The sequence below is a fragment of the Massilia yuzhufengensis genome (assembly GCF_900112225.1).
Lineage (GTDB): Bacteria > Pseudomonadota > Gammaproteobacteria > Burkholderiales > Burkholderiaceae_D > Telluria > Telluria yuzhufengensis.
The window spans coordinates 22994-48753 of sequence record NZ_FOLD01000038.1; the positions used below are offsets into that span (position 1 = coordinate 22994).

Consider the following 25760-nt stretch of genomic DNA (forward strand, 5'->3'; position numbering starts at 1 on the left):
TACTGAAGGTGCCGAACGGCACGCGCGGGAAATAGAAATTATACCTTAAACGGCGCCAAACCTCCCGGTCGCCATGCCAGGCTCCCGCCAAAGAAGTGTGTTGCCGAAAAAGAATACAAGCGCCCAATCTGCTGATATTTGATGAAAACACGCCGGAATATGCCCCACAAATTGACCGACAGGCGGGGTGCGCTCCTATACTGCGATTTTTTCTGGCCGATCCATGCATACATTGCCTGACCTTCCCGTCGCGCCTGGCGCGGCTGAGGCGCCACCCCCCGCCGCCCTGCCGCGCACGCTGGCGCTGGGCTTTACCGGCGACGGCAGGGAATATTTCCGCATCTGGGTGGTCAACCTGCTGCTCACGCTGGCCACGCTCGGCATCTACTCGGCCTGGGCCAAGGTGCGTCGGCTCCAGTATTTCGACCGCAACACCGTGCTGGCCGGCGCCACCTTCGACTTCCACGGCAACCCCAGGGCGGTGCTGGTCGGCCGCCTGCTGTCGGTGGTGATGCTGGCCGCCTACCACTACGCCTTCGGTTTTTCCACCACCGTCGGGGCGCTGGTGGTCGCCGGCCTGCTGCTGCTGTTCCCCTACCTGATGCGCGGCGCCCTGCGCTTCCGCCTGGGGAACACCAGCTACCGCGGGCTGCGCCTGGGCTTCGACGGCACGGTGGGACAGGCCTACCTGGCCTGGCTGCCGCCCGCGCTGGTGTTCCTGCTGCCGGGCGTGCTGCTGGCGACGAACCCCGGGAATCCCGTCCTGGCGGCGCTGCCCCTGCCCTTCTACCTCCTGTGGCCGCTGATGCACGCGCGAATCCGCCACTTCCAGCATGCCCACCTGCTGTTCGGCGACCAGCATTCGGAGTACGCCGTGAAAGCGCGCCGCTTCTACCGTCCCTACCTGGTCGGCGGCTCACTGGCGCTGCTGGCGGTCGTGCTGGCCGGCGCGGTGGCCGGTTTCGCGGGCGTGGCCGGCGGCAGCCACCGGACCGCGGTCGTGGCCATCACCCTGGCCACCGGCGTGGTCTTCATGTATGTGGCCTACCTGCTGGTGGGGCCCTACATGGTGGTGCGCGTCTCGAACCTGGCCTGGTCGCATACCGGCTTCCCGGGCGTGCGCTTCCGCTCCACGCTGCCGGTGCGCGCCTTCCTGGCGCTGCAGACGAAGAACGCCCTGCTCACGGTGCTGACCCTGGGCCTGTACCGGCCCTTCGCCGTGGTGAACGTCTACCGCTTCCGGCTGGCGCACGTGCACATCGAAGTGACCGGCGACATCGAGGCCACCGCCGCCCACATGGCGACCCGCGGCGGCGCGGCCGGCGACAGTGCCGCCGACGGCTTCGGCATCGACCTGTCCTGGTAAGCCCATTGAATTCGAGGACAACATGACTGCAGCACACTACTTCGACGGCCGCAGCGCACGCCTGCACGTGGTCGACCTGAGCGCCGCCGACGGCGCCATCATCCTGCGCGGCGAAACCACGCGCAGCTATCCCGCCGCCGGCACCCGCCTGGCCGAGCCCTTCGAGCACGCGCCGTCGGTCCTGTATTTTAACGACGGCACCCATGCCGAAGTGCCGGACCAGGCGATGCGCCCGGTGCTGGAAGCGGCTCTTGGCTACCGCAAGAGCTGGGTGGTGCGCTGGCAGGAGCACGGCGCCGCCGCGCTGGTCGCGCTGGCGCTGCTGGTGGCCCTGATTGCCGCAAGCTGGCACTGGGGCATCCCGGCCGCCGCCGAGCGCCTGGCGGGCCAGGTGCCGGTGGCGGCCGACCATGCCCTCGGCCGCAATGCCTTGTCGCTGCTGCAGCGCCAGGGCATCCTGCAACCCTCGCGCCTGAGCGACGACCGGCTGGCGGCGCTGCAAGGCCTGCTGCAGCGGGTCCAGCCGGCCAGGCCGCGCATCCCGCTGCGGCTGCAGGTGCACCATGCGCCGCAGCTTGGCGCCAATGCGCTGGCCTTCCCGGACGGGACCATCGTGCTCACCGACGACATGGTGCGCACGGTGCTGGGCAAGAACAACGACCTCGATGCCGACGCCGCGGCGGCGCTGGCCGGCGTGCTGGCGCACGAAGTGGGCCACATCGAGATGCGCCACAGCGTGCGCACGATCACGCGCTCGTCGCTGACGGCGGCGCTGTCGGCGACGCTGTTCGGCGATTTCAGCGCGGTCGCCGCCGGCCTGCCGGCGGTGCTGGGCAATATGGAATATTCGCGCGACATGGAGCTGGCCGCCGACGACTACGCGGTGCGCGCGCTGCACGGCCGCGGCATCCCGGCCGGGCCGCTGGCCGGGTTGTTCGACGAGTTCGACAAAAAGGCCGACAAGCTGCCGAAATTCCTGCGCCAGGCGATGTCCTACGCCTCCACCCACCCGGACGGTCTGGCCCGCAGCCAGCGCCTGCTGGAGCAGGAAGAGGCGCTCAAGCAGTGAGCATAGCGTTGTAAATCGTCGATATAAAGCACGGAAAAGGTGCATTTAGGTTTCGGTTGGGCAATAATTGTTTCTTTCAGCCTGCACGAAAGCCAGGCTGGCGCACCCCGGTGGTGCACCAGCCGCCAACCCAACCTATGCGCACCTTCAATAATCTTCCCATCGGCGTGCGGCTTGCCGCCGGCTTCGCCCTGACCCTGATCATGGCCGTCCTCATCGCCGGCACCGGCATGTGGCGCCTGCAACAGGTCGCCACCGCCGCCCAGGTCACCCTGGCCGCACCGCTGGCCAAGGAGCGCCTGATCGCCGAGTGGTACACCCAGATCTTCGCCGCCGTGCGCCGCACCGCCGCCATCGTCAAGAGCAGCGACCCGTCGCTGACCGCCTACTTCAAGGAAGACGCGGCCGCCACCGGCAAGCTGGCGGCCGATCTCGTCAAGCAGATCGAACCGCTGATCGCCGGCGACAAGGAAATCGCGCTGTTCAAGCGGGTCCAGGAACAGCGCAAGCTGTATGGCGCCGCGCGCGACAATGCGGTCAAGGCCAAGTCGGAAGGCAACCAGGAACTGGCAGACAAGATTCTGGATGAATCCTTTACCCCGGTCTCCAAGGCCTACCAGGAATCGGTGCGCGAACTGGTCGCGCTGCAGCGCGACGCGATTGCCGCCACCGCCCAGGACATCGACGCTACCGCCGAGCGCGGCGGCATGATCATCGCCGGCCTCACCGCCGCCGCCGTGATCCTGGGCGCGCTGTTCTCGTGGATGCTCACGCGCGGCATCACGCGCCCGATCCGCGCCGCGGTGCAGGCCGCCGAGCGCGTCGCCGCGGGCGACCTGACCCACCGCATCGACGCCGACAGCAAGGACGAAACCGGCGCCCTGCTGCGCGCGCTGGGCCACATGAACGACAGCCTGGTGAAGATCGTCAGCGAAGTACGCAGCGGCACCGAGACCATCGGCACCGCCTCGGGCGAGATCAGCGCCGGCAGCCTGGACCTCTCGGCACGCACCGAACAGCAGGCCGCCTCGCTGGAAGAAACCGCGGCCTCGATGGAAGAGCTGACCGGCACCGTGCGCCAGAACGCCGACAACGCGCGCCAGGCCAACCAGCTGGCGATTACCGCGTCAAGCGTCGCCACCCAGGCCGGCAGTGTGGTCGAACAGGTGATCACGACCATGGGCTCGATCAACGAATCCTCGCGCAAAATCGTCGACATCATCGGCGTCATCGACGGCATCGCTTTCCAGACCAACATCCTGGCGCTGAACGCGGCGGTGGAAGCGGCGCGCGCCGGCGAACAGGGCCGCGGTTTCGCGGTCGTGGCGTCGGAAGTGCGCACGCTGGCCCAGCGCTCTGCAGCGGCGGCCAAGGAAATCAAGGGCCTGATCGGCGCCTCGGTCGAGAAGGTCGAAGCCGGCACCAGGCTGGTCGACCAGACTGGCGAGACGATGGAGCAGGTGGTCACCTCGATCCGCCGCGTGACCGACATCATGGGCGAGATCTCCTCGGCCAGCCAGGAGCAGATCCACGGCATCGACCAGGTCAACCAGGCCATGGGCCTGATGGACGAAGCGACCCAGCAGAACGCCGCGCTGGTGGAAGAGTCGGCCGCCGCCGCCGGCTCGCTGCAGGACCAGGCCTCGCGCCTGGCGCAGATGGTCAATGTGTTCAGGCTCGATGCCCGGGCCGCCGCGCCGGCGGGCAAGCCGCCGCGCGCGCTGGCTGTGACGGCCAAACCTGCGGCCAGCTATTAAACGCAGGGTGGCCGGCTACGCCGGCCACCCTGCGCCGTCGTGCCGACTGAACGGAGTTACCGCCCTGTCGCGGGCGTTTTTCCTGGCGCCGTCAGTTGGCCACCACGTGCCACACCCCCTCCAGCTTGTCCCCCTTGCGCTCGCCCGGCTTCCCGTCCTTCGCGTACCGGTACAGCGGCTTGCCCTTGTAGGCCAGCTGCCGGCTGCCGTCGTCGCGGGTGACGATGGAATACGGCGATTCGATCCACTCGACCGTCAGCGGCACCGGCGGCCACAGCCTGGCGCAGGGACCATTGCAGCTGCTCTTTCCGGAGCCGGCGACGTCCTTGTCGAAGGTATAGATGGTCATGCCGGCGCCGTCGACCAGCACGCCGCCGGCCACATTCACCGGTTGCGCCAGCGCGCCCCCGGCGCCCAGCAGGAAGGCGGCGCCCAGCGCCGCGAAGACAGGGTGGATCGGTTTCATGGCAGGCTCCCGAAAAAGGACTGTGCTTCTCCAGTATAGGCCGCGGTAGCGCCGGCTGCACCCCTGCACACCGCCTGGCGCTACCTTCGCGCTTGCGGATGCGCCCCGGGCGGCGGGCCTGTACTATCCATCCCGCATTGCAGCACACTCCCGATAACCCGACCGCCACGCCATGAACACAATCACGCTTCCCCTCCGCTGCCTCACCTTGTGCGCCCTCCTGCTGGCCGCGGCGCCGGCCGCCGCAGGCATCCTGGACGAGGTCCCGGACATCGGCGCGGTGACCGACTACCGCCCGAAGATCCCGCTGCGCGTGTACACCGCCGACAAGGTCCTGATCGGCGAATTCGGCGCCGAGCGGCGCGACTTCGTGCCGATCGCGAAGATCCCGCCGCTGATGAAGGCGGCCGTGCTGGCCATCGAGGATGCGCGCTTCTACGAGCACGGCGGCATCGACTGGATCCGCGCCCTGGGCGCGGCCAAGGCCAACCTGGCCAGCCTGGGCAACTTCCGCCAGGGCGCGTCGACCATCACGATGCAGGTGGCGCGCAACTTCTTCCTGTCGCGCGACAAGACCCTGCCGCGCAAGCTGACCGAGGTCGCGCTGGCCTACAAGATCGAGCAAGCCCTGTCGAAGGACCAGATCCTGGAGGTCTACATGAACCAGATCTACCTGGGCCAGCGTTCCTACGGCTTTTCCAGCGCGGCCCGCACCTATTTCGGCAAGCCGCTGGAAAACCTGAGCCTGGCCGAGACCGCGATGCTGGCCGGGCTGCCGCAGAACCCGTCGCGCCACAACCCGGTCGCCAACTTGACGCGCGCGCAGCAGCGCCAGCATGCGGTGCTCAAGCGCATGGCCGAGCTGGGGAAGATCAGCGACGCCCAGTACCGGCGCGCCCTGGCCGAAACCCTGCAGGTCCGGCGCGACGGCGGCGGGCCAGGCGCCGGCGCCGAGTACGTTGCCGAGCTGGCGCGCCAGGCGGCCTTCGCGCGCTTCGGCCAGGCCGCCTACGAGCGCGGCTACAGCGTCACCACCACCATCGTCGCGGCCGAGCAGGACGCGGCCTACGACGCGGTGCGGCGCAACGCCATCGCCTACGACCGCCGCCACGGCTACCGCGGCCCCGAGGCCCGCATCGCGCTGCCGGCGGCGGGCGACAAGCGCGACGAAGCCATCCTTGAAGCCCTGCAGAAGCGTCCGGCGATCGACGGCTTCCTGCCTGCCGTGGTGCTGGCCGCCTCCCCGAAGCGGGTGCGCCTAAGCACCCGCGACGGCGACACCATCGAGATCAGCGGCGCCGGACTCGGTTTCGCCGCCCCAGCCCTGGCCTCGACCGCAAAAGCGGGCGTGCGCCTGTCGCCCGGCGCCGTGGTGCGCATCAGCAGCACCGGCAAGGGAAGCTGGACGATCGCCCAGGTACCGCAGGTAGCCGCCGCTTTCGTCGCGCTGGACGCCCATACCGGCGCCTACCGCGCCATGGTCGGCGGCTTCGACTACCAGCTGCAAAAGCTCAACCACGTCACGCAGGCCTGGCGCCAGCCGGGATCCAGCATCAAGCCTTTCGTGTATTCGGCGGGGCTGGAACGCGGTTTCTTCCCGGGCACGACCATCCTCGACGCGCCGCTCGATTTTTCCGACGACAAGGCCTACGCCAACTGGGCGCCGCGCAACGATGACGGGGTGTTCGAGCGCGTGGTGACGGTGCGCCATGCGCTCACCCATTCGCGCAACGTGCCGACGGTGCGCATGATGCGCACCCTGGACGTCGACTATACGCGCGGCCACCTGGCGCGCTTCGGCTTCGACATGGCGCGCCATCCGAGCAACCTGACCCTGGCCCTGGGCACCGGGACGGTTACGCCGCTGCAGCTGGCCGGCGCCTACGCGGTGATCGCCAACGGCGGCTACCGGGTCGAGCCGCTGCTGATTACCAGCATCCAGGACCGCGACGGCAAGCTGGTGTTCGAGGCCCCGCGTCCGCGCCCGCGCCAGGACAGCGCGCGCGTACTGGACGCCCGCAACGCCTTCCTGGCCGACAGCATGCTGCGCGACGTGGCGCGCCAGGGCACCGGCGCGCAAGCCGGGCGCGAGTTGAAACGCGCCGACATCGGCGGCAAGACCGGCACCACCAGCAATGCCATCGACGGCTGGTTCGCCGGCTATGGCGCCAGCGTCGTCGCGGTGGCCTGGATGGGCTACGACGAACCGCGCTCGCTGGGCGGCCGCGAATTCGGCTCCACGCTGGCGCTGCCGGTGTGGATCGACTACATGCGCGTCGCACTGGCCCGGGTGCCGGAGCGCGCGCCACTGGTGCCCGCGGGCGTGGTGCGGGCGGGCGAGGACTGGGTGTACGAGGAGTTCGCCGCCCAGGCGCCGGTGGAAGAAGCGGCTGCCGCGCAGCAGCCGCGCTAAGGCTGCGCTTACTTCGGCGGCATCGGGAACTGGATGGCCGGGCCGGCCGGCACGCTGCCCGGCGGCAGCCAGGCCGGCGCCGGCTTGCCTGCCGGGCCCAGGTGCTTGACGAAGCGGTAGATGGCGCGCAGGTCTTCCTTTTCCATGTCGTGCAGCGCGAACCAGGGCATCGGTGGGCGCGCCTGCATGGTCTTGGCGGTCTTGATCCAGTCTTCCTCGCCCATCGCATTCATCGACAGGCGCAGGTTGGCCGCGTAGGTCGTTCCCCACGGCCCGCGCCAGCCCAGCTGTTCGCCGGTCAGCCAGTCTTTTTCCGGCACCTTGCCCGCCTTCATCGCGTAGCCCGGCGTATGGCAATCGTTGCAGCCGGTGATGCGGACAAGATAGCGCCCGCGTTCGATGTACTTGCCCTGTTTTGCCGCGCCCGGCGACTGCGCGTGGCCTGCGTCCTGTGCGGCGAGGACCGTGGCTGGGGCGGCAAGGGCCAGCACGACGGCCGCGGCGCACGCGGTGTGGATTGAATTGAACATGCCTGGCTCCGTTCCTGGATATGATTGTCTGGTCGGTGCGCGAGGCCGGTGCACGGTCACGCAGGTCGCCGGCCCAACACCGGACGCCAGGGAAACGATAGCGTACATACAGGCAGCTTGGCAGCCCCACTTTGGGGGGGGATTGTGGGGCTTGCCTTTCCGCCGCGCGGCGGCTACAGCCCCTGCACGCTCCCCTCTTTCGGGTAGTCGATCGTGTAGTCGACATTGAAGCGCGCCGTCTCGTTCGGCTTGAGCCTGCGTTCCCAGCCCACCAGGCCGCGCCGCTGCTCCCACTCCTTCACCGTCGGCTCGGGACTGAAGCCGGTCTTGACGGTGACCTTGTCCGACTGGCTGACCGGCATCGGCTCGAGCAGCAGGATGTCGATCGGCTGGCGGTGGAAACTGGTGACCACGTAGGTGTCGGCGATGCGGCGCTGGTTGTCGCGGTTGAACAAGCCGGCCTGGCCGGACTTCTCGTTGCGGTTCTCCACCGCCACGCGCACCAGCGGGTCGCGCCCGAAGGCCATCGAGAAGCGCTCGCTGGCCTGGGGATCCCAGTGCTGCGCGCCGACGTAGGACCCGTCGCGGCGCAGCTGCACCTGGCCGGCGATCCAGACGCCGTCCGGCCGCGGGGCTTGCGCCGTGAGCACGGCGTCGTTGCTGTTGCGCGGCGCTATGCGCACGCGCTGCTCCACCTTCAGGTCCTGCTTGCTCAGGCCGACCGAGATTTCGCGCCCGTCCGAGGCCAGGCTGACCTTGGCCGGCACCTCGTATTCGGTGCTGAAGCTGCCCTGGGTTTCCACGACCGGTGCAATGTAGTCGTCGGCCTCGGCCTGAGGCGCCGGGCTTGCCATTGGCCTGATGCTGCGCGCGTCCGAGCGCATCTGGATGGAAGGCGCAGGCGCGTACGCGAATTTCGTGACGACTTCCTGGGGCGGGCGCCAGGTCAGCAGCCAGGGCGAGGGATCGGGCGCCAGCACGGACAAAGTGGGCTGCCCGGTCGACAGGCGCAGCTTGACGTTGCTCCAGTCTTCGCCGGTCTTCTGCGAGATGGCCGCCATCCGTTCCAGCTCGACGGTCGACGCGCTGGAGTCGAGCGAGGCGCGGTAGGTCGGCTTCCAGCCGGCGCGGTTGACCTGGTAGGACAGCAGCAGCCGGCCCGGCTGGCGCGCCGCGATGCTCACCGTCATGGTGCGGTTCTCGCGCGAGCCGGCCCTGGCTTTCATGAGCTCGCGGTTGACGACGTCGAGCTGCTTGACCAGCACGCGCTTCCTGACCTCGGCATTGTGCATGCGCTCCAGCGCGTCGCTGCCGCCCTTGCGGATCGCGTCCAGGGTGGCCAGCAGGGTCTTCGCGTCGCCGGGCGCGGCGCGTCCCGCCGCATTGTCGCCGCTGCCCAGGCGCTCCAGGTAGGCATGGGCCAGCTGGGCCGATTTGTAGTCGGCGTCGATGACGGCAATGTGGTCCTGCAGCGCCTGCGCCTTCGCTTCCAGCTCCGCCGCGCGTGGGCTCGGGCTGTCGGCACTGCCCTGGTCGCGCGTGACGACCTGCCCCACCTGGATGCCGGGATCGGCCTGCAGCCGCAGGGTATCGGTGCTGAAGTTGGCCAGCAGGCCGGTGATCTCGACCTGGGTCATGCCGGGCGTGACCTGCACCACCCGCTCGACGGTGGCGCTGCCGGGGTAGAGGGTGACGGCCTGGATCGGGGCTTCGACGGCCGATGCCGATGTGGCGGCCAGCGCCAGGAGGATGGTCCACTGCTGCGTGCGTGCCATTGGGTCTCTTCTCGATGAGGGATGATTTTGCGAGAGTAGCAGACGGCAGCCGGCAAAAACTGTCAAAAAACCACCACGCGCCTGCTCATGTGTAACGAGAGGTTTCAGGGCCGGGACCGCAGGAACGCGTTCACCTGCCCCGGCGCCACCGGTTTGGTGAAATGGCGGTCGAAGCCGGCTTCTTTCGAGCGGGCGAGGTCCTCGCTGGTGCCCCAGCCGGACACGGCGACGAAGCTGGTGCGCTCGAGCGCTTCCATGGCCTTGAGCCGGCGCACCACGTCGTAGCCGCTCATGCCCGGCATGCCGATATCGAGGAACACGATATCGGGACGGAACTGCGCGGCGATCTTCAAGGCGTCAAGGCCATCGTGGGCGGTGCGCAGCTCGTGGCCCTCCATCTCCAGCAGCAGGGCCAGGGTCATGGCCGCATCCACGTTGTCGTCGGTCACGAGGATGCGCAGTGCCTTGCCGGTGGCGGCGGCTGGCGGCGCCTCCGCCTCCAGGCCGGCGGGCGCATTGGCCAGGTCGAGCGGCAGCCGGACGGTGAAGGTACTGCCCCGGCCCACGCCCACGCTGGCGGCGGCGACCGTGCCGCCGTGCAGGCTGACCAGCTGGCGCACCAGCGACAGGCCGATCCCGAGGCCGCCCTGGGCGTGCTCCATGTTGCGTCCGACCTGGCTGAACATGTCGAACACCGATTCCAGCGATTCGGCAGGGATGCCGATGCCGCTATCGATCACCTCGATAACGGCATCGTCGCCATCGCGCTCGACATCGAGCCTGATGGCGCCGCCGTGCGGCGTGTACTTCGCCGCATTCGTCAGGAGGTTGCCGATCACCTGGACGATGCGGGTGGCGTCCACGTTCACCGGCAGCGCCGCCGCAGGCAGCTTCAGGCTGAAAGCGTGGCTGCCTTTTTCGATCACCGGCAGGCTGGCCTCGACGGCGTTGGACACGATGCCTTTCAGGTCGAGCGCTTCCTTGCGGATCTCGACCTTGCCGTTGGTGACGCGGGCGATATCGAGCAGGTCGTTGATCAGGTGCGACAGCTGCCTGACCTGGCGCTCGATGACGCCGCGCACGTGGGTGACGGTATCGGTGCTGTCGGCCCGCAGGCGCATGATTTCCAGCCCGGTCAGGATCGGCGCCAGCGGATTGCGCAGCTCATGCGCAAGCACGGCCAGGAACTCGCTCAGGTTCTTGTGCGACTTGGCGACTTCGTCGAACAGGGCGCGCTGCCTGGCTTCGGCCAGCCGCAGCGCCGCCTCGGTGCGCTTGAAGTCGTCGATGTTGGTGACGATCGACACCTGGCCGGCCGGCAGCCCGGCGCCGCCGGCCAGCGGCACGGCCGCGAGCTGGGTCCAGATACCGGCGCCGCCGTCGCCGGTATAGATGGCTTCGATGCCCGGCACCACCCGTTCGCCGTGCAGGGCGCGCGTGCCGGGGAAGTCGGCGGGCGCATACGAGCGGCCGTCGGGATGCACGGCGTGCCAGCGCTGGCGTACGTCGTCCATCGACGACAGCTCCCCGCCCGGCAGATATTGCTGCATCTCGTGATTGGCCAGCAGCACCTTGCCTGCGTGGTCGACCACCGCCACGCCCACCGGCAGCGCCTCGAACACGGAGGACAGCATGTCCTGGGTCGCGCGCAGCGCCTGTTCCGCGTGCTTGCGGTCGCTGATGTCGAGGACGTTGCCGACATAGCCGCAAAACGTGCCGTCCGCCGCAAAACGCGGGCGGCCGGTGTCGATCACCCAGCGGTAGCTGCCATCCATGTGCAGCAGCCGGTGCTCGAGGCTGAATTCGTGCTTGCGCGCATTCGCATCGATGAAGGCCTGGCTTGCCGCTGCGCGGTCATCGGGATGGATCGCCATGGTCCAGCCGAAGCCGAGGCCCTCTTCCATGCTCTGCCCGGTGAAGGCGTACCAGCCGCGCGACAGGAAGGAACAGGCGCCATCGGGCTCGGTCACCCACAGCATCGCCGGCGCGGCGTCGGCCAGGTGGAGGAAGCGCGCTTCGCTGCGCCGCAGCGCCTGCTCGGCCAGGTGGCGCTGCAGGACCACGGCGGCCTGGTTGGCGGCTACGCCCAGCAACAGGCGCTCGTGCTCCGACGGGAAGCCGGGGCGGCGGGACGCGACCAGCATCGTGCCGATGTCGCTGCCGATCCCGAAGCGCACGACGCTGGTGCGTAGCAGCGTGCCGTCGCGCGGATCGGCGATGCTTGCCTCCGCCCGTTCAAGGGCCGCCCTTGCCGCGGGCAGGAAGGCGGCCGGGTCGCCCGCCTTGCAGCGGATCGCTTCGAGGGCGGCGTAATCAGGCCCGGCCGGGAGCCCGATGCAGGCCAGGTCGAGGTCGAGTGTCTTGAGCAGGACGCCGGCCAGGCTGTTGATGACGCCCTCGGGCGGCAGGGCGCCCCAGACGGCCGGCAGCGCCGACAGCGCGACCAGGTCGCGCGTGGTCTGCCGCAGGCTGTCCAGCTCCATTGCCTCGTTCACCGGTGGATGCATGGATGGCGCCGGCCTATGCCGCCACGGCCGCGTCTTTGCGCGCCGCGATTTCCTGCAGCATCTGCTCGGCCGGGACGAAGAAGGGGTTTTCCTGGAGGATGCCGCCGATGATCACCATCGGGTGGGTGCGCATGATGTCGATCACGACGTCGGCGTCGAACTGGGACAGGTCGTAGGTGCAGATGACCGGATTGTGCTGCGCCGGCAGCGCCTGGTTCAGGCGCGCCTCGTATTCGACGATGTCGTCGACGCCGGGACGGTCTTCGAGCGCCCACTCCATGTTGGCGATGTTGCGCGACATCTTGCCGGGCGGGGCGTTTCCAGGGGCGATCATCTTGAGCAGGGTGTCGATCATGAGGTGCTGGTCGAAGCGGCCATCCTGGAGATAGGTCTGGCGCCAGTCGAGCACCTCGAGCTGCCCCGCCGCCTCCGCGCCGTCGATGTCGACGCCGGCATCGGCCAGGCGCGCCAGGTGGGCGGCGCGATGCTCCGGGCTGACGATATGGAAGGCCTTGTCGCCGCGCTCGAAGCCTTCCATGATGAAGGGCAGCAGCACGCGGTACTCTTCTTCCTTGGTGTGGAAGAAGGCGCAGGCGTGGCAGGAGTGGGTCAGGGCGGAGCCGGCGACGTGCACGGGCTTGGATTCGTTCGACATCGTGTGATCCATCAGGATGGGTAAAGGGAAGTGGCCGCGCCGTTTTCCCGGCGCTGTAGATTATAGAACTAAATCATGTACAGATTTTGATAAAAAAGCGACAACGTCCCTGCCGCCACGTGCCCGTGGTGCGTTCAGCAGAAGTCCCGGCTTTGCGACCTCAGCTTGCCCAGCAGGTGCGACATGTCCACCAGCCGCTTGGCCACCAGGTGGCGCACCTCGCCCTGCTTCTGCCAGACGCCATACACCCCCAGCAGCGGCGCGTTCAGCACTTCGCGCCGCTGCTGCTCCACCAGGGTCGGCCAGATGATGACGTTGATGTTCCCGGTCTCGTCTTCGAGGGTCATGAACAACACGCCCTTGGCGGTGCCGGGGCGCTGGCGCACCGTCACCAGGCCGCAGGCGCGCGCCAGCTGGCCGTCGGCGTAGTCGTTCAGGATGGACGACGGCATGAAGCGCTGGGCCAGCAGCTGTTCGCGCAGCAGGGCCAGCGGATGGCGGCCCAAGGTCAGGCCTTGCGCGCGGTAGTCGCCCACGATCTCGGCCGCTTCGGACGGCGCCGCCAGGGCCGGCATGTCTTCCTGCGGCGTGGTCGGGCGCAGCAAATCTTTATCCGGCACCGCGCCCACCGCCTGCCACAGCGCCTCGCGCCGGTTGCCGGCCAGCGAGCGCAGTGCGTTGGCGCCGGCCAGCACCTGCAGGTCGCCCCGGTCGAGCTGCGCACGGCGCGCCAGGTCGGCCACGCTGTCGAAGGGGCGGATCGCACGCGCATCCTCGATGCGGGCGGCGGCTTCCTGTTTCAGGCCGCGCTGCAGGGACAGCCCAAGGCGCACCGCCGGCTGGCGCGAACGGTCCAGCGGGTCGAATTCTTCCAGCGCCGAATCCCAGCCGCTGATGTTGACGTCCACCGGGCGCACCTCGATGCCATGACGGCGCGCGTCCTGCACCAGTTGCGACGGGCTGTAGAAGCCCATCGGCTGGCTGTTGAGCAGCGCGCACAGGAAGGCCGCCGGCTCGTGGCACTTGAGCCAGGAACTGGCATAGGCCAGCAGCGCGAAGCTGGCTGCGTGCGACTCGGGGAAGCCGTATTCGCCGAAACCCTGGATCTGGCTGAAGATCGCCTCGGCGAATTCGAGCGTGTAGCCGCGTTCCAGCATGCCGTTGACGATGCGCTCGTAGTATTTTTCGAGGCCGCCCTTGCGCTTCCAGGCCGCCATCGCGCGCCGCAGCTGGTCGGCCTCGCCGGGCGTGAAGCCGGCCCCTAAAATCGCCACCTGCATCACCTGCTCCTGGAAGATCGGCACGCCCAGGGTGCGTTCGAGCGCCACTTTCATCTCGGGGCTCGGGTAGACCACCGGTTCGAAGCCCTGGCGCCGCCGCAAATACGGGTGCACCATGCCGCCCTGGATCGGGCCCGGGCGCACCACGGCCACCTCGATCACCAGGTCGTAGAAGCGGCGCGGGCGCATGCGCGGCAGCATGCTCATCTGGGCGCGCGACTCGATCTGGAACACGCCCACGGTGTCGGCCGCGCAGATCATGTCGTAGGTGGGGGTGTCGTCGGGCGGGATGTCCTGCATCTCGAACAGGTTGCCGTAGCGCTGGCCGACCAGCTCCAGCCCTCGGCGCAGCATCGACAGCATGCCCAGCGCCAGCACGTCGACCTTCATCAGGCCCAGTTCTTCCAGGTCGTTCTTGTCCCACTGGATCACGCTGCGCTCCGCCATGGTGGCGTTTTCGATCGGGACCAGGCGCGAGAGCTTGCCGCGCGCGATGACGAAGCCGCCCGGGTGCTGCGACAGGTGGCGCGGGAAGTTCAGCAACTTGTCGGCCAGGGTCGCCCACTGCTGCGCCAGGCGCGACTCGGGATCCAGGCCCGCTTCGGCCAGGCGCCCGAGCAGGTCGGCGCGGCTGTCGAACCAGTGGTGGGTCTTGGCGACCTTTTCGACGATGGCGAGATCGATGCCGAGCGCGCGCCCGCTGTCGCGCAGCGCGCTTTTCGGGCGGTAGCTGATCACCACCGCGGCCAGCGCCGCCCGTTCCCGTCCGTATTTGCCATAGATGTACTGGATGACTTCTTCGCGGCGCTGGTGCTCGAAATCGACGTCGATGTCGGGCGGCTCGTTGCGCTCCTTCGAGATGAAGCGCTCGAACAGCAGGCTGGCGCGGGCCGGGTCGACCTCGGTGATGCCGAGGCAGTAGCACACCGCCGAGTTGGCGGCCGAGCCACGGCCCTGGCACAGGATCTGCTGGGAGCGGGCGAAGCGCACGATGTCGTACACGGTGAGGAAGTAGTGCTCGTACTTCATGTAGGCGATCAGTTCGAGCTCGTGCTCGACCTGGGCCTGGACCTTGGCCGGGATGCCTTCGCGGAAGCGCCGGTGCGCGCCGATATAGGTTTGCTCGCGCAGGAAGCTGGTGGCGTCGTGGCCGGGGGGGACCACTTCGTCCGGATACTCGTAGCGCAGTTCGTCGAGCGAAAAGGTGCACAGGCGCGCGATGCGCACCGTCTCGGCCAGCGCTTCGCGCGAATAGATGTTGGCCAGGCGCAGGCGCGCGCGCAGGTGCTGCTCGGCGTTCTGCGCCAGCCCGTAGCCGCATTCGGCCACCGGTTTCTTCAGGCGGGTGGCGGTGAGCGTGTCCTGCAAGGGCTTACGCGAGCGTACGTGCATCACCACGTGGCCGAGCGCCGTGATCGGCAGGCCGTGCTGCCAGCCCACCTCTTCGATGGTGGCGCGGTGCGCCTCGTCGAAGGCGCGGTGCAACAGCGTCAGGCCGAGCCAGGAGCGGCCCGGGAAGGTCGTGGCCATCCACGCGGCCTGCTGGTGCAGGCGGTCGACGTCCTGCGCTTCGTGCGCGGGATACTGCGGCAGCAGGATCGCCAGGCAGTCGGGCAGGTGCCTCAGGTGGGCGTGGGCCGGCGTGGGGCGGGCCAGGTCGTCGGGCGTGAGGAAGTAAGTACCCTTCTCGCTGCGGGTGCGGCCCAGGGTGATGAACTCGGCCAGGTTGCCATAGCCGTTGCGGTTCTGGGCCAGCAGGACCAGCGACAGCGCCGGGCTGCCGTCCGCATGACGCAGGTGGAAGTGGGCGCCGATTACCAGCGGCAGGCCGGCCTTTTTTGCCTCGGCGTGGGCGCGCACCACGCCGGCCAGCGAGCATTCGTCGGTGAGCGCCAGCGCAAAATAATCGAGCTGTACCGCACGCGCCACCAGCTCTTCCGCGTGCGAAGCGCCTTCGAGGAAGGAGAAATTCGACAGGCAGAACAGCTCCGCATAGGGCGGCAAGACCTGGGGCGGCGGGGAAAACGGATCGGTCATCGGCAAGCGCTTCGCCAGCGGGATACAATGCTAGGCAAAGTCATCATACTGTATAAAAACACAGTATAACCGAGCCGACCCGCACAGCAAGGAAAAGCCATGCACATCCACGCACTGACCTGTTTTGGCCTGCAGGCCGGCGGCGGCAACCCGGCCTTCGTCATCGAGGGCAATACCTCGGACGAGACGGCGCGACGCGCCTTTGCCAGGGCCCGCAACACGACCTGCGTCTACCTCGATGGCGAGGTGGTCGATTTCTATTATCCGCACACGCGCAGCCCGCTGTGCCTGCACGCCACGCTGGCGGTGGCGCAGGTGCTGTTCGCGCGCCATCCCGATGCCGCCACGCTGGCGGTAACGACGGCGATGCGCGGCCAGCGGCTGGAGCTCCTGCGCGATGGGGACGAATTCTTCATCCGCCTGCAGGCACAGGAAGTCGCCCAGCCGGCGCTGGCGCCAGGCCTGCTGGAGCGCCTGCTGGCCGCGCCGGGGCTGGCGCCGGCGTCGCGCCCGCAGGTGGCCTCGGTCGGCAGCCCCAAGCTGCTGGTCGAGGTGCATGACGCCGCCACGCTGCACGGGCTGCATCCCGACCTCGGGGCCATCACCGCATGGGGCAAGGAAGCGGGCGTGAACGGGATCTACGCCTGGTGCCGCCGGCCCGATGGAAGCTTCGAGGGCCGCAACTTCAACCACCTGGATCCGGCGCTCGAAGACCGCGCCACCGGCGTCGCGGCGGGCGCCCTGGCCGCCCTGCTCGGGCACGGGCTCACGCTGCTGCAGGGCGCTGCGAGCGGCCAGTCCTGCGTGATCAGGACGCGGGTCGAGGATGGCGCGATCCTGGTCGGCGGGCGCGCCGAACCGGCCGCCATCGTCGACTCCCAGGCTTAAGCCGGCCGGTGCAGGGTGCCGGCGCCGCGCGTCACATGCAGCATGCGGCTCGGGGCGCGCAGCTTCGCGGTATGCCACACCCCGCGCGGCACCAGCACCGCCCCGCTGCCGTCAAGCGCGATCGTCTCCACCTGGCCGCCGCGCTCGAGCAGCAGGTCGAGCGCGCCGGACAGCAGGTAGACGAACTCGTCGCCCTCCGGGTGCATTTCCCAGTTCGGCCAGTCGGCGCTGAAGGCATATTCGCTGATCACCCAGTCCTGGCCGAGCTGCGCCATGGCAGCCTCGGGCAGCTGCCAGAAGCGCTCGCCGGGGATTTCCTGCGCCACGCCGTCGGGCGCAAGATGGACGTAGGTCTGCTGCGGATCGAGGGACATCGCCGCTCCTGCCTGGATGGAATTCGCCCATCCTAGCATTGCGGCCTGCTGCCGGGGGAAAGCGGCGCCATGCAGTATGGGTGCATCCAGTGCACAATAAGGGTATTGTCCCGATACCGCTGCCCATGCCCCTTCCGCTTCCCGACACCCGCCCCGTAGCCTGCGACGACCCCGGCGTCTACCGTACCCTGCTCGAATCGACCAGGGCCATCCCCTGGCGCATCGACTGGGCGAGCATGCGCTTTACCTACATCGGCCCCCAGATCGAGGAGCTGCTCGGCTGGACGCCATCGAGCTGGCTCAGCGTAAACGACTGGGCCGACCGCATCCACGAGGACGACCGCCAGCAGACGGTCGACTTCTGCGTGGCGCAATCGCAGAAGGGCGTCGATCACGAGGCCGACTACCGCGCCCTGACCCGCGATGGAGACCAGGTCTGGATCCGCGACGTGGTGCATGTGGTGCGGCGCGCGGACGGCAGCGTCGACTCGCTGGTCGGCTTCATGTTCGACATCACGGCGCGCAAGCAGGCCGAGGACAAGATCCTGCAGCTGCAACGCGAGCTCGAAGTGCTGTCCTATCGCGACAGCCTGACCGGCGTGGCCAACCGCCGCATGTTCGACACCCTCTACCCGGTCGAATGGGAAAAGGCGCGTGCCAGCGGCGAGCCCTTGTCGCTGGTGGTGATCGACATCGACTACTTCAAGCAGTACAACGACCATTACGGCCATGTGCAGGGCGACGAATGCCTGCGCCGCGTGGCACAGGCGATGGACGCCGGCGCCTCCGGCCCGCAAGAGCTGTGCGCCCGCCTCGGCGGCGAGGAATTCGTGCTGATGCTGCCCGCCACCGACGCCGACGCCGCCCGCACCGTGGCCGAGCGCTGCCGCAAGCTGCTGCGCCAGCAGGAACTGCCCCACGCCCGCTCCGGCACCGGCCGCACCGTCACCGTCAGCATGGGCGCCGGCACCATCGTCCCGGGCGCCCAGGACGACGCCCTGGTCTTCCTCGACCGCATCGACCGCCGCCTCTACCAGGCCAAATCCGCAGGCCGCGACCGTATCTGCGATACCGAAACCTGAACTTCGGGGTCAGGTCTGACATTTGGACACGACCTCGGCCGTACTGCCAGTATTACGGTTGGGCCCGTGTCTGATTGACAGACCTGACCCCGAAGTTTGTGACCCCGAAATTTGGATAGTAGGGTGGCGTGAATGGCAAACAAAGTTTGGCCATATTCAAATTTTGGCTTGAAACGTTTTGTAGCAATCCTTACCGAACTGCCTCACCTGGGGGCGCCGATGTACGGTTTAATGACCTATCGATTTTCCACCGTGCCACCAGGAGAAGCAGCATGAAAACCAAATTGATCGCATCCGCACTTCTTGCCTTGAGCGTGGCCGCCAGCGGCAGTGCATTCGCCCAGCGCGGTGAGTACGGCAATGACCGCAATGGCCGCAACGATTATTCGCAGCGCCAGGACAGCAACCGCTACGATAATGACCGTGGCGACCGTCATGATCGCTACAACTACGACCGCAATGACCGCGGCCGCTACGACGGCCAGCGCTATGGCCGCAACGATCGCCACGACGACGCCCGCAACTTTTATCGCGACGATCGTCGCGGCGGTGGCCCCCGTCACGACCTGCGCCGCGGGCAGCGCCTGGGGTATGAGTACCGTGATAACCGCTACGTCGTGAACGACTGGCGCGCCCGCCGCCTGAGCGCGCCGCCGCGTGGCCATCACTGGGTCCGCGCCGGCAATGACTATGTGCTGGCGGCGATCGCCACCGGCCTGATCGCCCAGGTCTTGCTCAGCAATTACTAAGGCCTGCGCCTGGAACATGAGCCGCATCCCGGAAACGGGGTGCGGTTTTTTTTCGTGCCTACACCAGCCGCTTGTAGAACACCAGCGTGTCGACCAGGCCGCCGTCCGGCCACATGGCGTAATCGGGAATGGTCCCGCACAGCTCCCAGCCCAGGCGCAGGTAGAGCCGTTCGGCGTCGGAGCTGGCGGTATCGAGCACCAGGAGGGTCTTGCCGGCGGCGCGCGCGGCGCTTTCGGCGGCGCGCATCAGGGCTTCGCCGGCGCCGCTCCTGCGCGCTGCGCGCTGCACCAGCAGCTTGCTGATCTCGGCGCGGTGTGGCTGGTTGTCGGGCTGGGCCAGGACCAGCTGCACGGTGCCGGCCACGGCGCCACCGATCTCGGCGACGAACAGCAGGCGCTCGCCCGCCGCCACGGCGCGCGCGACGCCGCGCCAGAAGGCCTGCGCCTGCTCCGGCGCGAACGGATTCATGAAGCCGACCGAGGCGCCACCGGCCACGCAGTCGCCCAGCACACCGGCCAGGGAGGCCAGCAAGCCCTCGTCAAGACTGTCGATGCGGCGGATCGTCAAGGACATCGCGGCTCCTTCAGGCGGTGGACAGGATCACGACCGCATAGCGGGCAGCGGCGGCGTGCGGGTTGGCATAGGCGACGGGTTGATCAAGGTCGAAGGCCAGGCAATCGCCCTGGGCCAGCGCCCAGGCCTGGCTGCCCACCGCCAGTTCGATCGCGCCGTCCAGCACCCACACCTGCTGGCGGATGGCAGGCAGGTGCTGGGCGGTGTCGTAGGCGATGCGGGCGCCCGGCGGCAGCTCGACCTCGACGATGCGCAATGGGGTGACCGAAGGCGCCGGAGAGACGTTGCGGCGCAGGTAGCCGGATGCGGGGTCGCGCCACACAACCTGGTCGGCGCGGCGCGACAAGGGAGAGGCCCGGGGGCCGGGGTCGTCGAACAGGGCGGCCAGCGGCAGGCCCAGGCCGGTGGCCAGCTTTTCCAGCACCACGGCGGTGGCGTTGCCTTCACCGCGCTCGACCAGCGAAATCGTGGAGCGACTCACGCTGCTGCGCGCGGCCAGCTCGTCGAGCGAGAAGCCGTGCTCCTTGCGCAGCGCCTTCACGCGCGCGGCGATGCGGTCGTTGATGTCCATCCAAACTCCAATATGATGGATAAATATTCCAACACAATGGATTCCTTGTCAAGCGAGCCGCTGGATTCCCGCGGGCAAGCGGTATACACTTCCGCACGCTATTCGAGCCCACCCAATCCGCGCACATGAAACCACACCTCCTTGCCTACGCCCTCCCCTTGATCCTGTTCGGCGCCGCCGCCACCGCGCGCGCCGACGTCGACTACCAGCTGCGCATCACCGACGCCGCCCAGCACCTGGCCGAAGTGCGCGCCAGCTTCCCGGCCACGCCCGGCACCACGCTGGACGTCTCGATGCCGAACTGGCGCACCGGCCGCTACAACATGCTCAACCTGGCCAACGGCGTGCGTCTGTTCAAGGCCTTCGACGCCAAGGGCGCGCCGCTGGCGGTGACCAAGACCGACAAGGGCACCTGGCGCGTCACGACCAAGCCGGGCGACGCGGTGACGGTGCAGTACGAGCTGTACGCGAACACGCTGGGCGAGCGCACCCGCCACATCGACGACACCCATGCCTACCTCGACGCCAGCGGCGTGTTCGTCTACGCCGCCCCGTTTCGCAAGGAGCCGGTGAAAGTGAAGCTGGACGTGCCGCAGGGCTGGCAGTCGCGTTCGGGCATGGAGAGCGGCGCCTGCGGTCACTGCTTCGTGGCGGCCGACTACGATGTGCTGGTCGACGCGCCGATCGAGACCGGCGTGCACGAATTCCATACCGCGCAGGTGGACGGCAAGACGATCGAGCTGGCGCTCTGGGGCCGCGGCAACCACGACGGCAAGCAGATCATGACCGACCTGAAGAAGATCGTCGTCGAGACCGCCAAGCTCTACAAGGGCAAGTACCCGTTCCAGCGCTACCTGTTCATCGTCCACGCCACCGACGGCGTGGGCGGGGCCACCGAGCACGCCAATTCCACCGTGATCCAGACCCCGCGCTGGAATTTCGCGCCGCGCAAGCAGTACCTGAACTTCCTGCGCACCGCCGCGCACGAGTTCTATCACACCTGGAACGTCAAGGCCTACCGCCCGAAAGAGATGGTGCCCTACGACTACCAGAACGAGAACTACAACCGCCTGCTGTGGGTCGCCGAAGGCCACACCTCCTACTTCGAGGAGCTGATCGTGCTGCGCGCCGGGATCGAGAAGCGCGAGGAGTTCATGGAGGAATACGCGAAGCTGATCGACGACTACCAGCACCAGCCCGGCCGCTTCCAGCAAAGCGCGGCCGACGCCAGCTTCGACGAATGGATCGCGGTGGGCGGGGAGCGTGCGCGCAACGCCTCGGTGAACATCTATTCGAAGGGCCAGCTGCTGGCGCTGATGATGGACCTCGAGCTGCGCCGCCAGACCAATAACGCCCGCGGCCTCGAGGACGTGCACCGCATCCTGTTCGAGCAGCATTCCACCGCCCAGGGCGGCTACGACGTGGCGGCCATGCAGGCGGCGCTGCGCGCGGTGAGCGGCCAGGATTGGCGCAGCTGGTGGGCCACCTACGTGGACGGCACCGCCGAGATCCCGTTCGACACCCTGCTGGCCCAGGCCGGCCTGCAGAAACTGGTCGACGTGCCGAAGGACCAGGAACAGAAAACCGAATGGTGGGCCGGCTGGACCCTGCGCGAAGGCAGCGACCCGGCCGTGGTCACCGTCGTCGAGCGCGACGGCCCGGCGTGGAAGGCCGGCGTGGTGGCGGGCGATACGCTGGTGGCGGTCAATGGGCTGCGCGTCTCGGCCAAGGACATCGCAGACAAGATGTCGCTCACCAAGGCCGGCCCCTTCAACGTCCACCTGTTCCGCCGCGATGAACTGGTGCAGCTCCAGCTGGCGCCGACGCAGCAGCCGAAGGGCAAGGCCAAGATCAAGGCCCTGGACAAGCCGGGCGCCGCGCAAAAAGCGCTCAATGCCGCCTGGCTCGGCGTGGCCTGGCCGAAGGAAGAAGCCAGGAAGCCGTAATCGTCCGACCTGTCCCGCGCGCGCTGCCCGTCAGTCGCGCGCGGTGCGCCACACCTGCTGCTTGGCCGGTGTTTCATCGCTCGGGCAGTTGGTCAGCCTGATCTTGCCGTGCATTTCGATCATTTCGATATTGGTCGCCGGTGACCGCTCCGTGACGCAGTAGGTGCGGCGCCCCGTGATGACGCGCGTGCGGCGCGCGCCGTCGCCCGTGTTGTTCACCAGCTCCTCCACCTTCGGCGCTTCCCACAGGCGCGGCGGGGCCAGCGCGTGCGCCTGCTCCATGCTTTCCCTCATGCGGATCTGCGGGCTGTCCGGCGGCGCCACGATGGTCGCCTTGTTCTCCTTGCGCAGCGCGCGGTCGATGCTGCCGACGCTGCGCCGGGCGCTTTCCATGATCTGCTCGACGCTCGGCCTGGCCGGCGCTTCGGTTGCGGGCGCTGCCGGCACAAGCGGCGCTTCGGGTTCAGGCGCCACCGCGGGCGTGGGCGCTGCTGGACGAGAGACGGGCAGCGCGGCGCGCCCGGGCGCCGCACCGGCACGCGGGCGCACCGTTTCCCGCAGCAGCACCTGCGGCTCGATGCGCGGCGGCGGCAGGCGCAGCCACTGGACGGCGGCCTCCGGCGCCTGCACCTGCGGCGGCAAGGTGCGCGCCACCTGCCAGAGCACCACCAGGGCCAGGTGCACGAACACGGTCACGGCAAGGCCGGCCGCGCGGGTGTCGCCTGGAACGGCGGGAATGCGTAAGGGGAAACTGGCCATACGCGGCAGTATAGCCAAGGCCGCATCCCCCTTACTCTCCAATTCTTGCAGCCGCGATTTACCCATCATGGGAATAAACCCCGGTTATACATGCACAACGTTGTGTTAATGCTACAAGGCCTTGGTGCTCACCGAACTGATTGCGTAGTATGCAATCTTTCCCTCGGAGAAATCTGTGCTCACACTCAAACGCCTTCCCCAGTCGGTCCTGCTCGCCCTGTACGGCGGCGCCGCTTTTGCCTCCCTGATTCCTGCCGCCTACGCACAGAGCGAGGCCCCGGCCGCCGCGCAAGGGGACGTCATTCCCAGCGTGAGCATTGTCGGCTCGCGCCGCGTCGGCGCCGCCTCCTCCACCGACACCGCGGTGCCGGTCGACTTCATCCCGATGACGAAAGCTACCGAACAGGGCGGCCAGTTCGACCTGGCGCAAGTGCTGAACAACGTCTCGCCCTCGTTCAATTCCACACGCCAGACCGGCGCCGACGGCGCCGACCTGGTGGACTCCGCCGCCCTGCGCGGCCTGGGGTCGGACCAGACCCTGGTGCTGGTCAACGGGAAGCGCCGCCACACCACGGCCCTGGTCAACCTGTTCGGTGCGCGCAACCGCGGCAACACCGGCACCGACATGAACGCGCTGCCGCTGATGGCCATCCGTAATGTGCAGGTGCTGCGCGACGGCGCCGCCGCCCAATACGGCTCGGACGCGATCGCCGGCGTGATCAACATCGAACTGAAGAAAAGCCTGGGCTGCGAATCGGTGCTCGGCTACGGCCAGTACAGCGAAGGCGACGGCGAGAACTGGCTGGCCTCGGCCTACTGCGGCGTGGCCGTCGGCGGCGGCGTGCTGGGCATCACCGGCGAATACTACGACCGCGGCCGCTCCAACCGCGCCGAGGAAGGCAACCCGCGCATCATCGGCGACACCAAGGCCCAGAACAAGACCCTGTACGTGAACGGCGAGTTCCCGGTCGGCAGCGGCAAGCTGTACGTCACCGCCGGCGCCCAGACCCGCGACGCCTCGTCGGCGGCGTTTGCCCGCGGCGGCCTGGGTTCGGACGACATCCCGTCGCGCAATTCGGCCGCGATGTACCCGGGCGGTTTCGTCCCCTTCATCAACGGCGACGTCGACGACCGCTGGGGCACCGTGGGCTACCGCTGGCGCGCCGGCGAATGGAATGCCGACCTGTCGCAGACCTACGGCTACAACCGCCTGAAGTACAACATCGCCAACACCCTCAACGCCTCGATCGCCAACCTCGATTTGTCGCGCGGCGGGCGCGGGATCAGCCCAAGCAGCTTCGATGCGGGCGGCTTCTCGTTCCGCCAGGCCACCACCAACCTGGACGTCTCGCGCTTCTACAACGGCGTGGCCAACGGCATGAACCTGGCCTTCGGCCTCGAGCACCGCCGCGAAAACTACCAGATCTTCGCCGGCGAAACCGGCTCCTGGATCGACGCCGACGGCGTGGGTATAGGGGGCAACGCCGGCAGCCAGGGCTTCCCGGGCTTCCAGCCGGGCGACCAGACCGACGCCGACCGCCATTCCAGCGCCGGCTACCTCGACGTCGAGGTCGACCTCACCGACCGCTTCAAGCTGCAGGCCGCGCTGCGCCACGAGCGCTATTCGGACTTTGGCTCGACCACCACCGGCAAGCTGGCCGGCGCATACAGGATCAACCCAAGTGTGCTGCTGCGCGGTTCGGCCAGCACCGGCTTCCGCGCGCCCTCGCTGCAGCAGGTGTACTTCTCGTCGACCTTCACCGACTTCGTCAGCGGCCAGCCGCTTGACGTGGTGCTGGCGCCCAACGGCGGCCCGGTGGCCAATGCAGCCGGCATTCCGCAACTGAAAGACGAGCAATCGAAGAGCTACACGCTGGGCCTGACCTGGTCGCCGGGCCAGGGCACCTCGCTCACCGCCGACCTGTACCGCATCAACATCGACGACCGCATCGTGCTGTCCGGGCGTTTTGATGCCGACAACTACCCGGCCCTGGGCGCCACCCTGCAGCGCCTGGGCGTGGGCCAGGCCCAGTTCTTCGTCAACTCGGTCGACACCAAGACCCAGGGCCTGGACCTGACGCTGTCGAACCGCACCGATGTCGGCAACGGCAAACTCAATACCTACCTGGCCCTGAACTTCAGCAAGACCGAAGTGACCGGCGTGCACGCGCCGAGCGCGCTCGCCGGCTTCGAGGACGTGCTGCTGGAAGCGCGCGAGCGCCTCTTCATCGAGGAAGGCGCGCCGCGCCGCAAGGCCACGCTGGGCTTCGACTACACCCTGGGCCAACTGGAAACGGCGCTGCGCATCGTGCACTTCGGCCCGCAGACCCTGGGCACCTTCTCGGGCCCGCCGGTGCCGGACCAGTACTACAAGGCCAAGACCTCGGCCGACCTGTCGTTCACCTGGGCGTTTACCGAGAAAACCAAGTTCACGGTGGGCGGCACCAACATCTTCAACGTCAAGCCGACGGTGCAGGATGCGAACGAGACCGACAATGGCTTCAAGTATGAAAGCGTGCAGTTCGGCCTGAACGGCGCGGCGCTGTTCGCGCGCCTGTCGCACCGGTTCTGACCCGGTAACATTGCGCCGCCAAGGGCCCTTTCCGGGGTAATGCCGTTCAGTTAAGACTGAACGGCATTTTTATTTTGTCGTTGTAAACGTTCCGCATCGCTGTTAACCTTCGTCGCCATGTTCGACGACACCCTCCATTTCCTGGCAAATCAACTCGAGTCTCCCGATTGGGCAAGGCTGGGCGAGCATTTGCCGTATGAATGGGTCGAGCAGGCGGTCCTGAGCACGGAAGCGACGAGCATCCGACATCGACGCTTGCCTGCCGAGCAGGTGGTATGGCTTATGGTGGCCCTAGCTTTGTACAGGCACAAATCGATCAGCGAAGTGCTGGACGATCTCGGCTTGGCGATACCGGATTCACAGACGCCATTCGTCAGCAAGAGCGCTGCG

General features: G+C 68.0%; 20 protein-coding genes. 10 read left to right on the plus strand and 10 right to left on the minus strand.

Going from position 1 to position 25760, the window contains the following annotated elements:
* The first annotated feature begins 223 nt into the window (after positions 1-223).
* The 3 genes from BM031_RS22230 to BM031_RS22240 all read left to right on the plus strand — a co-directional run bounded on the left by BM031_RS22230 (position 224) and on the right by BM031_RS22240 (position 4192).
* Positions 224-1366, plus strand: a complete 1143-nt coding sequence (locus BM031_RS22230) for a YjgN family protein (RefSeq protein WP_091876732.1) — start codon at positions 224-226, stop codon at positions 1364-1366.
* 22 nt (positions 1367-1388) lie between these two features.
* Positions 1389-2435, plus strand: a complete 1047-nt coding sequence (locus tag BM031_RS22235) for a M48 family metallopeptidase (RefSeq protein ID WP_091876733.1) — start codon at positions 1389-1391, stop codon at positions 2433-2435.
* Positions 2436-2572: 137 nt separating this feature from the next.
* Positions 2573-4192, plus strand: a complete 1620-nt coding sequence (locus tag BM031_RS22240) for a methyl-accepting chemotaxis protein (RefSeq protein WP_091876734.1) — start codon at positions 2573-2575, stop codon at positions 4190-4192.
* A gap of 91 nt (positions 4193-4283) precedes the next feature.
* Here BM031_RS22240 and BM031_RS22245 read toward each other — a convergent pair whose 3' ends face one another.
* Complete coding sequence (locus BM031_RS22245; RefSeq protein WP_091876735.1) at positions 4284-4658, minus strand: COG4315 family predicted lipoprotein; 375 nt, start codon at positions 4656-4658, stop codon at positions 4284-4286.
* A gap of 172 nt (positions 4659-4830) precedes the next feature.
* On the opposite strand from BM031_RS22245, the gene BM031_RS22250 reads away from it, so the two are divergent.
* Positions 4831-7071, plus strand: a complete 2241-nt coding sequence (locus tag BM031_RS22250; protein WP_091876736.1) for a penicillin-binding protein 1A — start codon at positions 4831-4833, stop codon at positions 7069-7071.
* 8 nt (positions 7072-7079) lie between these two features.
* Here the strand turns inward: BM031_RS22250 and BM031_RS22255 are convergent, their stop codons facing one another.
* The 5 genes from BM031_RS22255 to BM031_RS22275 all read right to left on the minus strand — a co-directional run bounded on the left by BM031_RS22255 (position 7080) and on the right by BM031_RS22275 (position 15855).
* Positions 7080-7601 carry a c-type cytochrome gene (locus tag BM031_RS22255; protein ID WP_091876737.1) on the minus strand — a complete coding sequence of 174 codons (522 nt, stop codon included), beginning with the start codon at positions 7599-7601 and terminating at the stop codon, positions 7080-7082.
* Between the two features lie 173 nt (positions 7602-7774).
* Complete coding sequence (locus BM031_RS22260; protein ID WP_091876738.1) at positions 7775-9376, minus strand: DUF4139 domain-containing protein; 1602 nt, start codon at positions 9374-9376, stop codon at positions 7775-7777.
* Positions 9377-9480: 104 nt separating this feature from the next.
* Entirely contained in the window at positions 9481-11883 is a 2403-nt protein-coding gene (locus tag BM031_RS22265) for a hybrid sensor histidine kinase/response regulator (protein ID WP_091876739.1), read from the minus strand.
* A 13-nt stretch (positions 11884-11896) separates the two neighbouring features.
* Positions 11897-12538, minus strand: a complete 642-nt coding sequence (locus BM031_RS22270) for an MEDS domain-containing protein (protein WP_091876740.1) — start codon at positions 12536-12538, stop codon at positions 11897-11899.
* A gap of 134 nt (positions 12539-12672) precedes the next feature.
* Positions 12673-15855, minus strand: a complete 3183-nt coding sequence (locus BM031_RS22275; RefSeq protein ID WP_091876741.1) for an error-prone DNA polymerase — start codon at positions 15853-15855, stop codon at positions 12673-12675.
* 99 nt (positions 15856-15954) lie between these two features.
* On the opposite strand from BM031_RS22275, the gene BM031_RS22280 reads away from it, so the two are divergent.
* A complete protein-coding gene (locus BM031_RS22280; protein ID WP_091876742.1) occupies positions 15955-16743 on the plus strand; it encodes a PhzF family phenazine biosynthesis protein in 789 nt (262 codons plus the stop codon).
* On the opposite strand, the gene BM031_RS22285 is transcribed toward BM031_RS22280, so the two are convergent.
* Positions 16740-17117, minus strand: coding sequence for a cupin (locus BM031_RS22285; RefSeq protein WP_091876743.1), 378 nt, complete (start codon positions 17115-17117; stop codon positions 16740-16742). The two genes, BM031_RS22280 and BM031_RS22285, sit on opposite strands and share 4 nt — an antisense overlap.
* Positions 17118-17242: 125 nt before the next feature.
* Between BM031_RS22285 and BM031_RS22290 the strand changes: the two genes are divergently transcribed.
* Together BM031_RS22290 and BM031_RS22295 are read left to right on the plus strand one after the other, a co-directional pair.
* Positions 17243-18199: a sensor domain-containing diguanylate cyclase gene (locus BM031_RS22290; protein ID WP_091876744.1), complete on the plus strand. Its 957-nt coding sequence runs from the start codon at positions 17243-17245 to the stop codon at positions 18197-18199.
* Positions 18200-18471: 272 nt separating this feature from the next.
* Positions 18472-18948, plus strand: a complete 477-nt coding sequence (locus tag BM031_RS22295) for an RcnB family protein (RefSeq protein WP_091876745.1) — start codon at positions 18472-18474, stop codon at positions 18946-18948.
* Positions 18949-19006: 58 nt separating this feature from the next.
* Here the strand turns inward: BM031_RS22295 and BM031_RS22300 are convergent, their stop codons facing one another.
* Together BM031_RS22300 and BM031_RS22305 are read right to left on the minus strand one after the other, a co-directional pair.
* A complete protein-coding gene (locus BM031_RS22300; RefSeq protein WP_091876746.1) occupies positions 19007-19522 on the minus strand; it encodes a GNAT family N-acetyltransferase in 516 nt (171 codons plus the stop codon).
* Positions 19523-19532: 10 nt separating this feature from the next.
* A complete protein-coding gene (locus BM031_RS22305) occupies positions 19533-20093 on the minus strand; it encodes a helix-turn-helix domain-containing protein (protein WP_091876747.1) in 561 nt (186 codons plus the stop codon).
* 125 nt (positions 20094-20218) lie between these two features.
* On the opposite strand from BM031_RS22305, the gene BM031_RS22310 reads away from it, so the two are divergent.
* Entirely contained in the window at positions 20219-22039 is a 1821-nt protein-coding gene (locus tag BM031_RS22310) for a M61 family metallopeptidase (RefSeq protein WP_091876748.1), read from the plus strand.
* Positions 22040-22069: 30 nt separating this feature from the next.
* On the opposite strand, the gene BM031_RS25695 is transcribed toward BM031_RS22310, so the two are convergent.
* Positions 22070-22798 (minus strand): hypothetical protein, encoded by a 729-nt coding sequence (locus tag BM031_RS25695; RefSeq protein ID WP_091876749.1) that lies wholly within the window; start codon positions 22796-22798, stop codon positions 22070-22072.
* A gap of 175 nt (positions 22799-22973) precedes the next feature.
* Here BM031_RS25695 and BM031_RS22320 point away from each other — a divergent pair, with 175 nt between their 5' ends.
* Together BM031_RS22320 and BM031_RS22325 are read left to right on the plus strand one after the other, a co-directional pair.
* Positions 22974-25370, plus strand: coding sequence for a TonB-dependent receptor plug domain-containing protein (locus tag BM031_RS22320; protein WP_091876750.1), 2397 nt, complete (start codon positions 22974-22976; stop codon positions 25368-25370).
* A gap of 117 nt (positions 25371-25487) precedes the next feature.
* Positions 25488-25760 (plus strand): transposase domain-containing protein (locus BM031_RS22325; RefSeq protein WP_177207855.1); only part of this gene is annotated, 273 nt, incomplete at its 3' end.

Coding starts and splice junctions, on each gene's coding strand:
- BM031_RS22265 (WP_091876739.1), bottom strand. CDS start 11,883: ATGCATCCACCGGTGAACGAGGCAATGGAGCTGGACAGCCTGCGGCAG.
- BM031_RS22310 (WP_091876748.1), top strand. CDS start 20,219: ATGAAACCACACCTCCTTGCCTACGCCCTCCCCTTGATCCTGTTCGGC.
- BM031_RS22290 (WP_091876744.1), top strand. CDS start 17,243: ATGCCCCTTCCGCTTCCCGACACCCGCCCCGTAGCCTGCGACGACCCC.
- BM031_RS22285 (WP_091876743.1), bottom strand. CDS start 17,117: ATGTCCCTCGATCCGCAGCAGACCTACGTCCATCTTGCGCCCGACGGC.
- BM031_RS22245 (WP_091876735.1), bottom strand. CDS start 4,658: ATGAAACCGATCCACCCTGTCTTCGCGGCGCTGGGCGCCGCCTTCCTG.
- BM031_RS22305 (WP_091876747.1), bottom strand. CDS start 20,093: ATGGACATCAACGACCGCATCGCCGCGCGCGTGAAGGCGCTGCGCAAG.
- BM031_RS22235 (WP_091876733.1), top strand. CDS start 1,389: ATGACTGCAGCACACTACTTCGACGGCCGCAGCGCACGCCTGCACGTG.
- BM031_RS22250 (WP_091876736.1), top strand. CDS start 4,831: ATGAACACAATCACGCTTCCCCTCCGCTGCCTCACCTTGTGCGCCCTC.
- BM031_RS22295 (WP_091876745.1), top strand. CDS start 18,472: ATGAAAACCAAATTGATCGCATCCGCACTTCTTGCCTTGAGCGTGGCC.
- BM031_RS22260 (WP_091876738.1), bottom strand. CDS start 9,376: ATGGCACGCACGCAGCAGTGGACCATCCTCCTGGCGCTGGCCGCCACA.
- BM031_RS25695 (WP_091876749.1), bottom strand. CDS start 22,798: ATGGCCAGTTTCCCCTTACGCATTCCCGCCGTTCCAGGCGACACCCGC.
- BM031_RS22240 (WP_091876734.1), top strand. CDS start 2,573: ATGCGCACCTTCAATAATCTTCCCATCGGCGTGCGGCTTGCCGCCGGC.
- BM031_RS22280 (WP_091876742.1), top strand. CDS start 15,955: ATGCACATCCACGCACTGACCTGTTTTGGCCTGCAGGCCGGCGGCGGC.
- BM031_RS22255 (WP_091876737.1), bottom strand. CDS start 7,601: ATGTTCAATTCAATCCACACCGCGTGCGCCGCGGCCGTCGTGCTGGCC.
- BM031_RS22300 (WP_091876746.1), bottom strand. CDS start 19,522: ATGTCCTTGACGATCCGCCGCATCGACAGTCTTGACGAGGGCTTGCTG.
- BM031_RS22270 (WP_091876740.1), bottom strand. CDS start 12,538: ATGTCGAACGAATCCAAGCCCGTGCACGTCGCCGGCTCCGCCCTGACC.
- BM031_RS22230 (WP_091876732.1), top strand. CDS start 224: ATGCATACATTGCCTGACCTTCCCGTCGCGCCTGGCGCGGCTGAGGCG.
- BM031_RS22275 (WP_091876741.1), bottom strand. CDS start 15,855: ATGACCGATCCGTTTTCCCCGCCGCCCCAGGTCTTGCCGCCCTATGCG.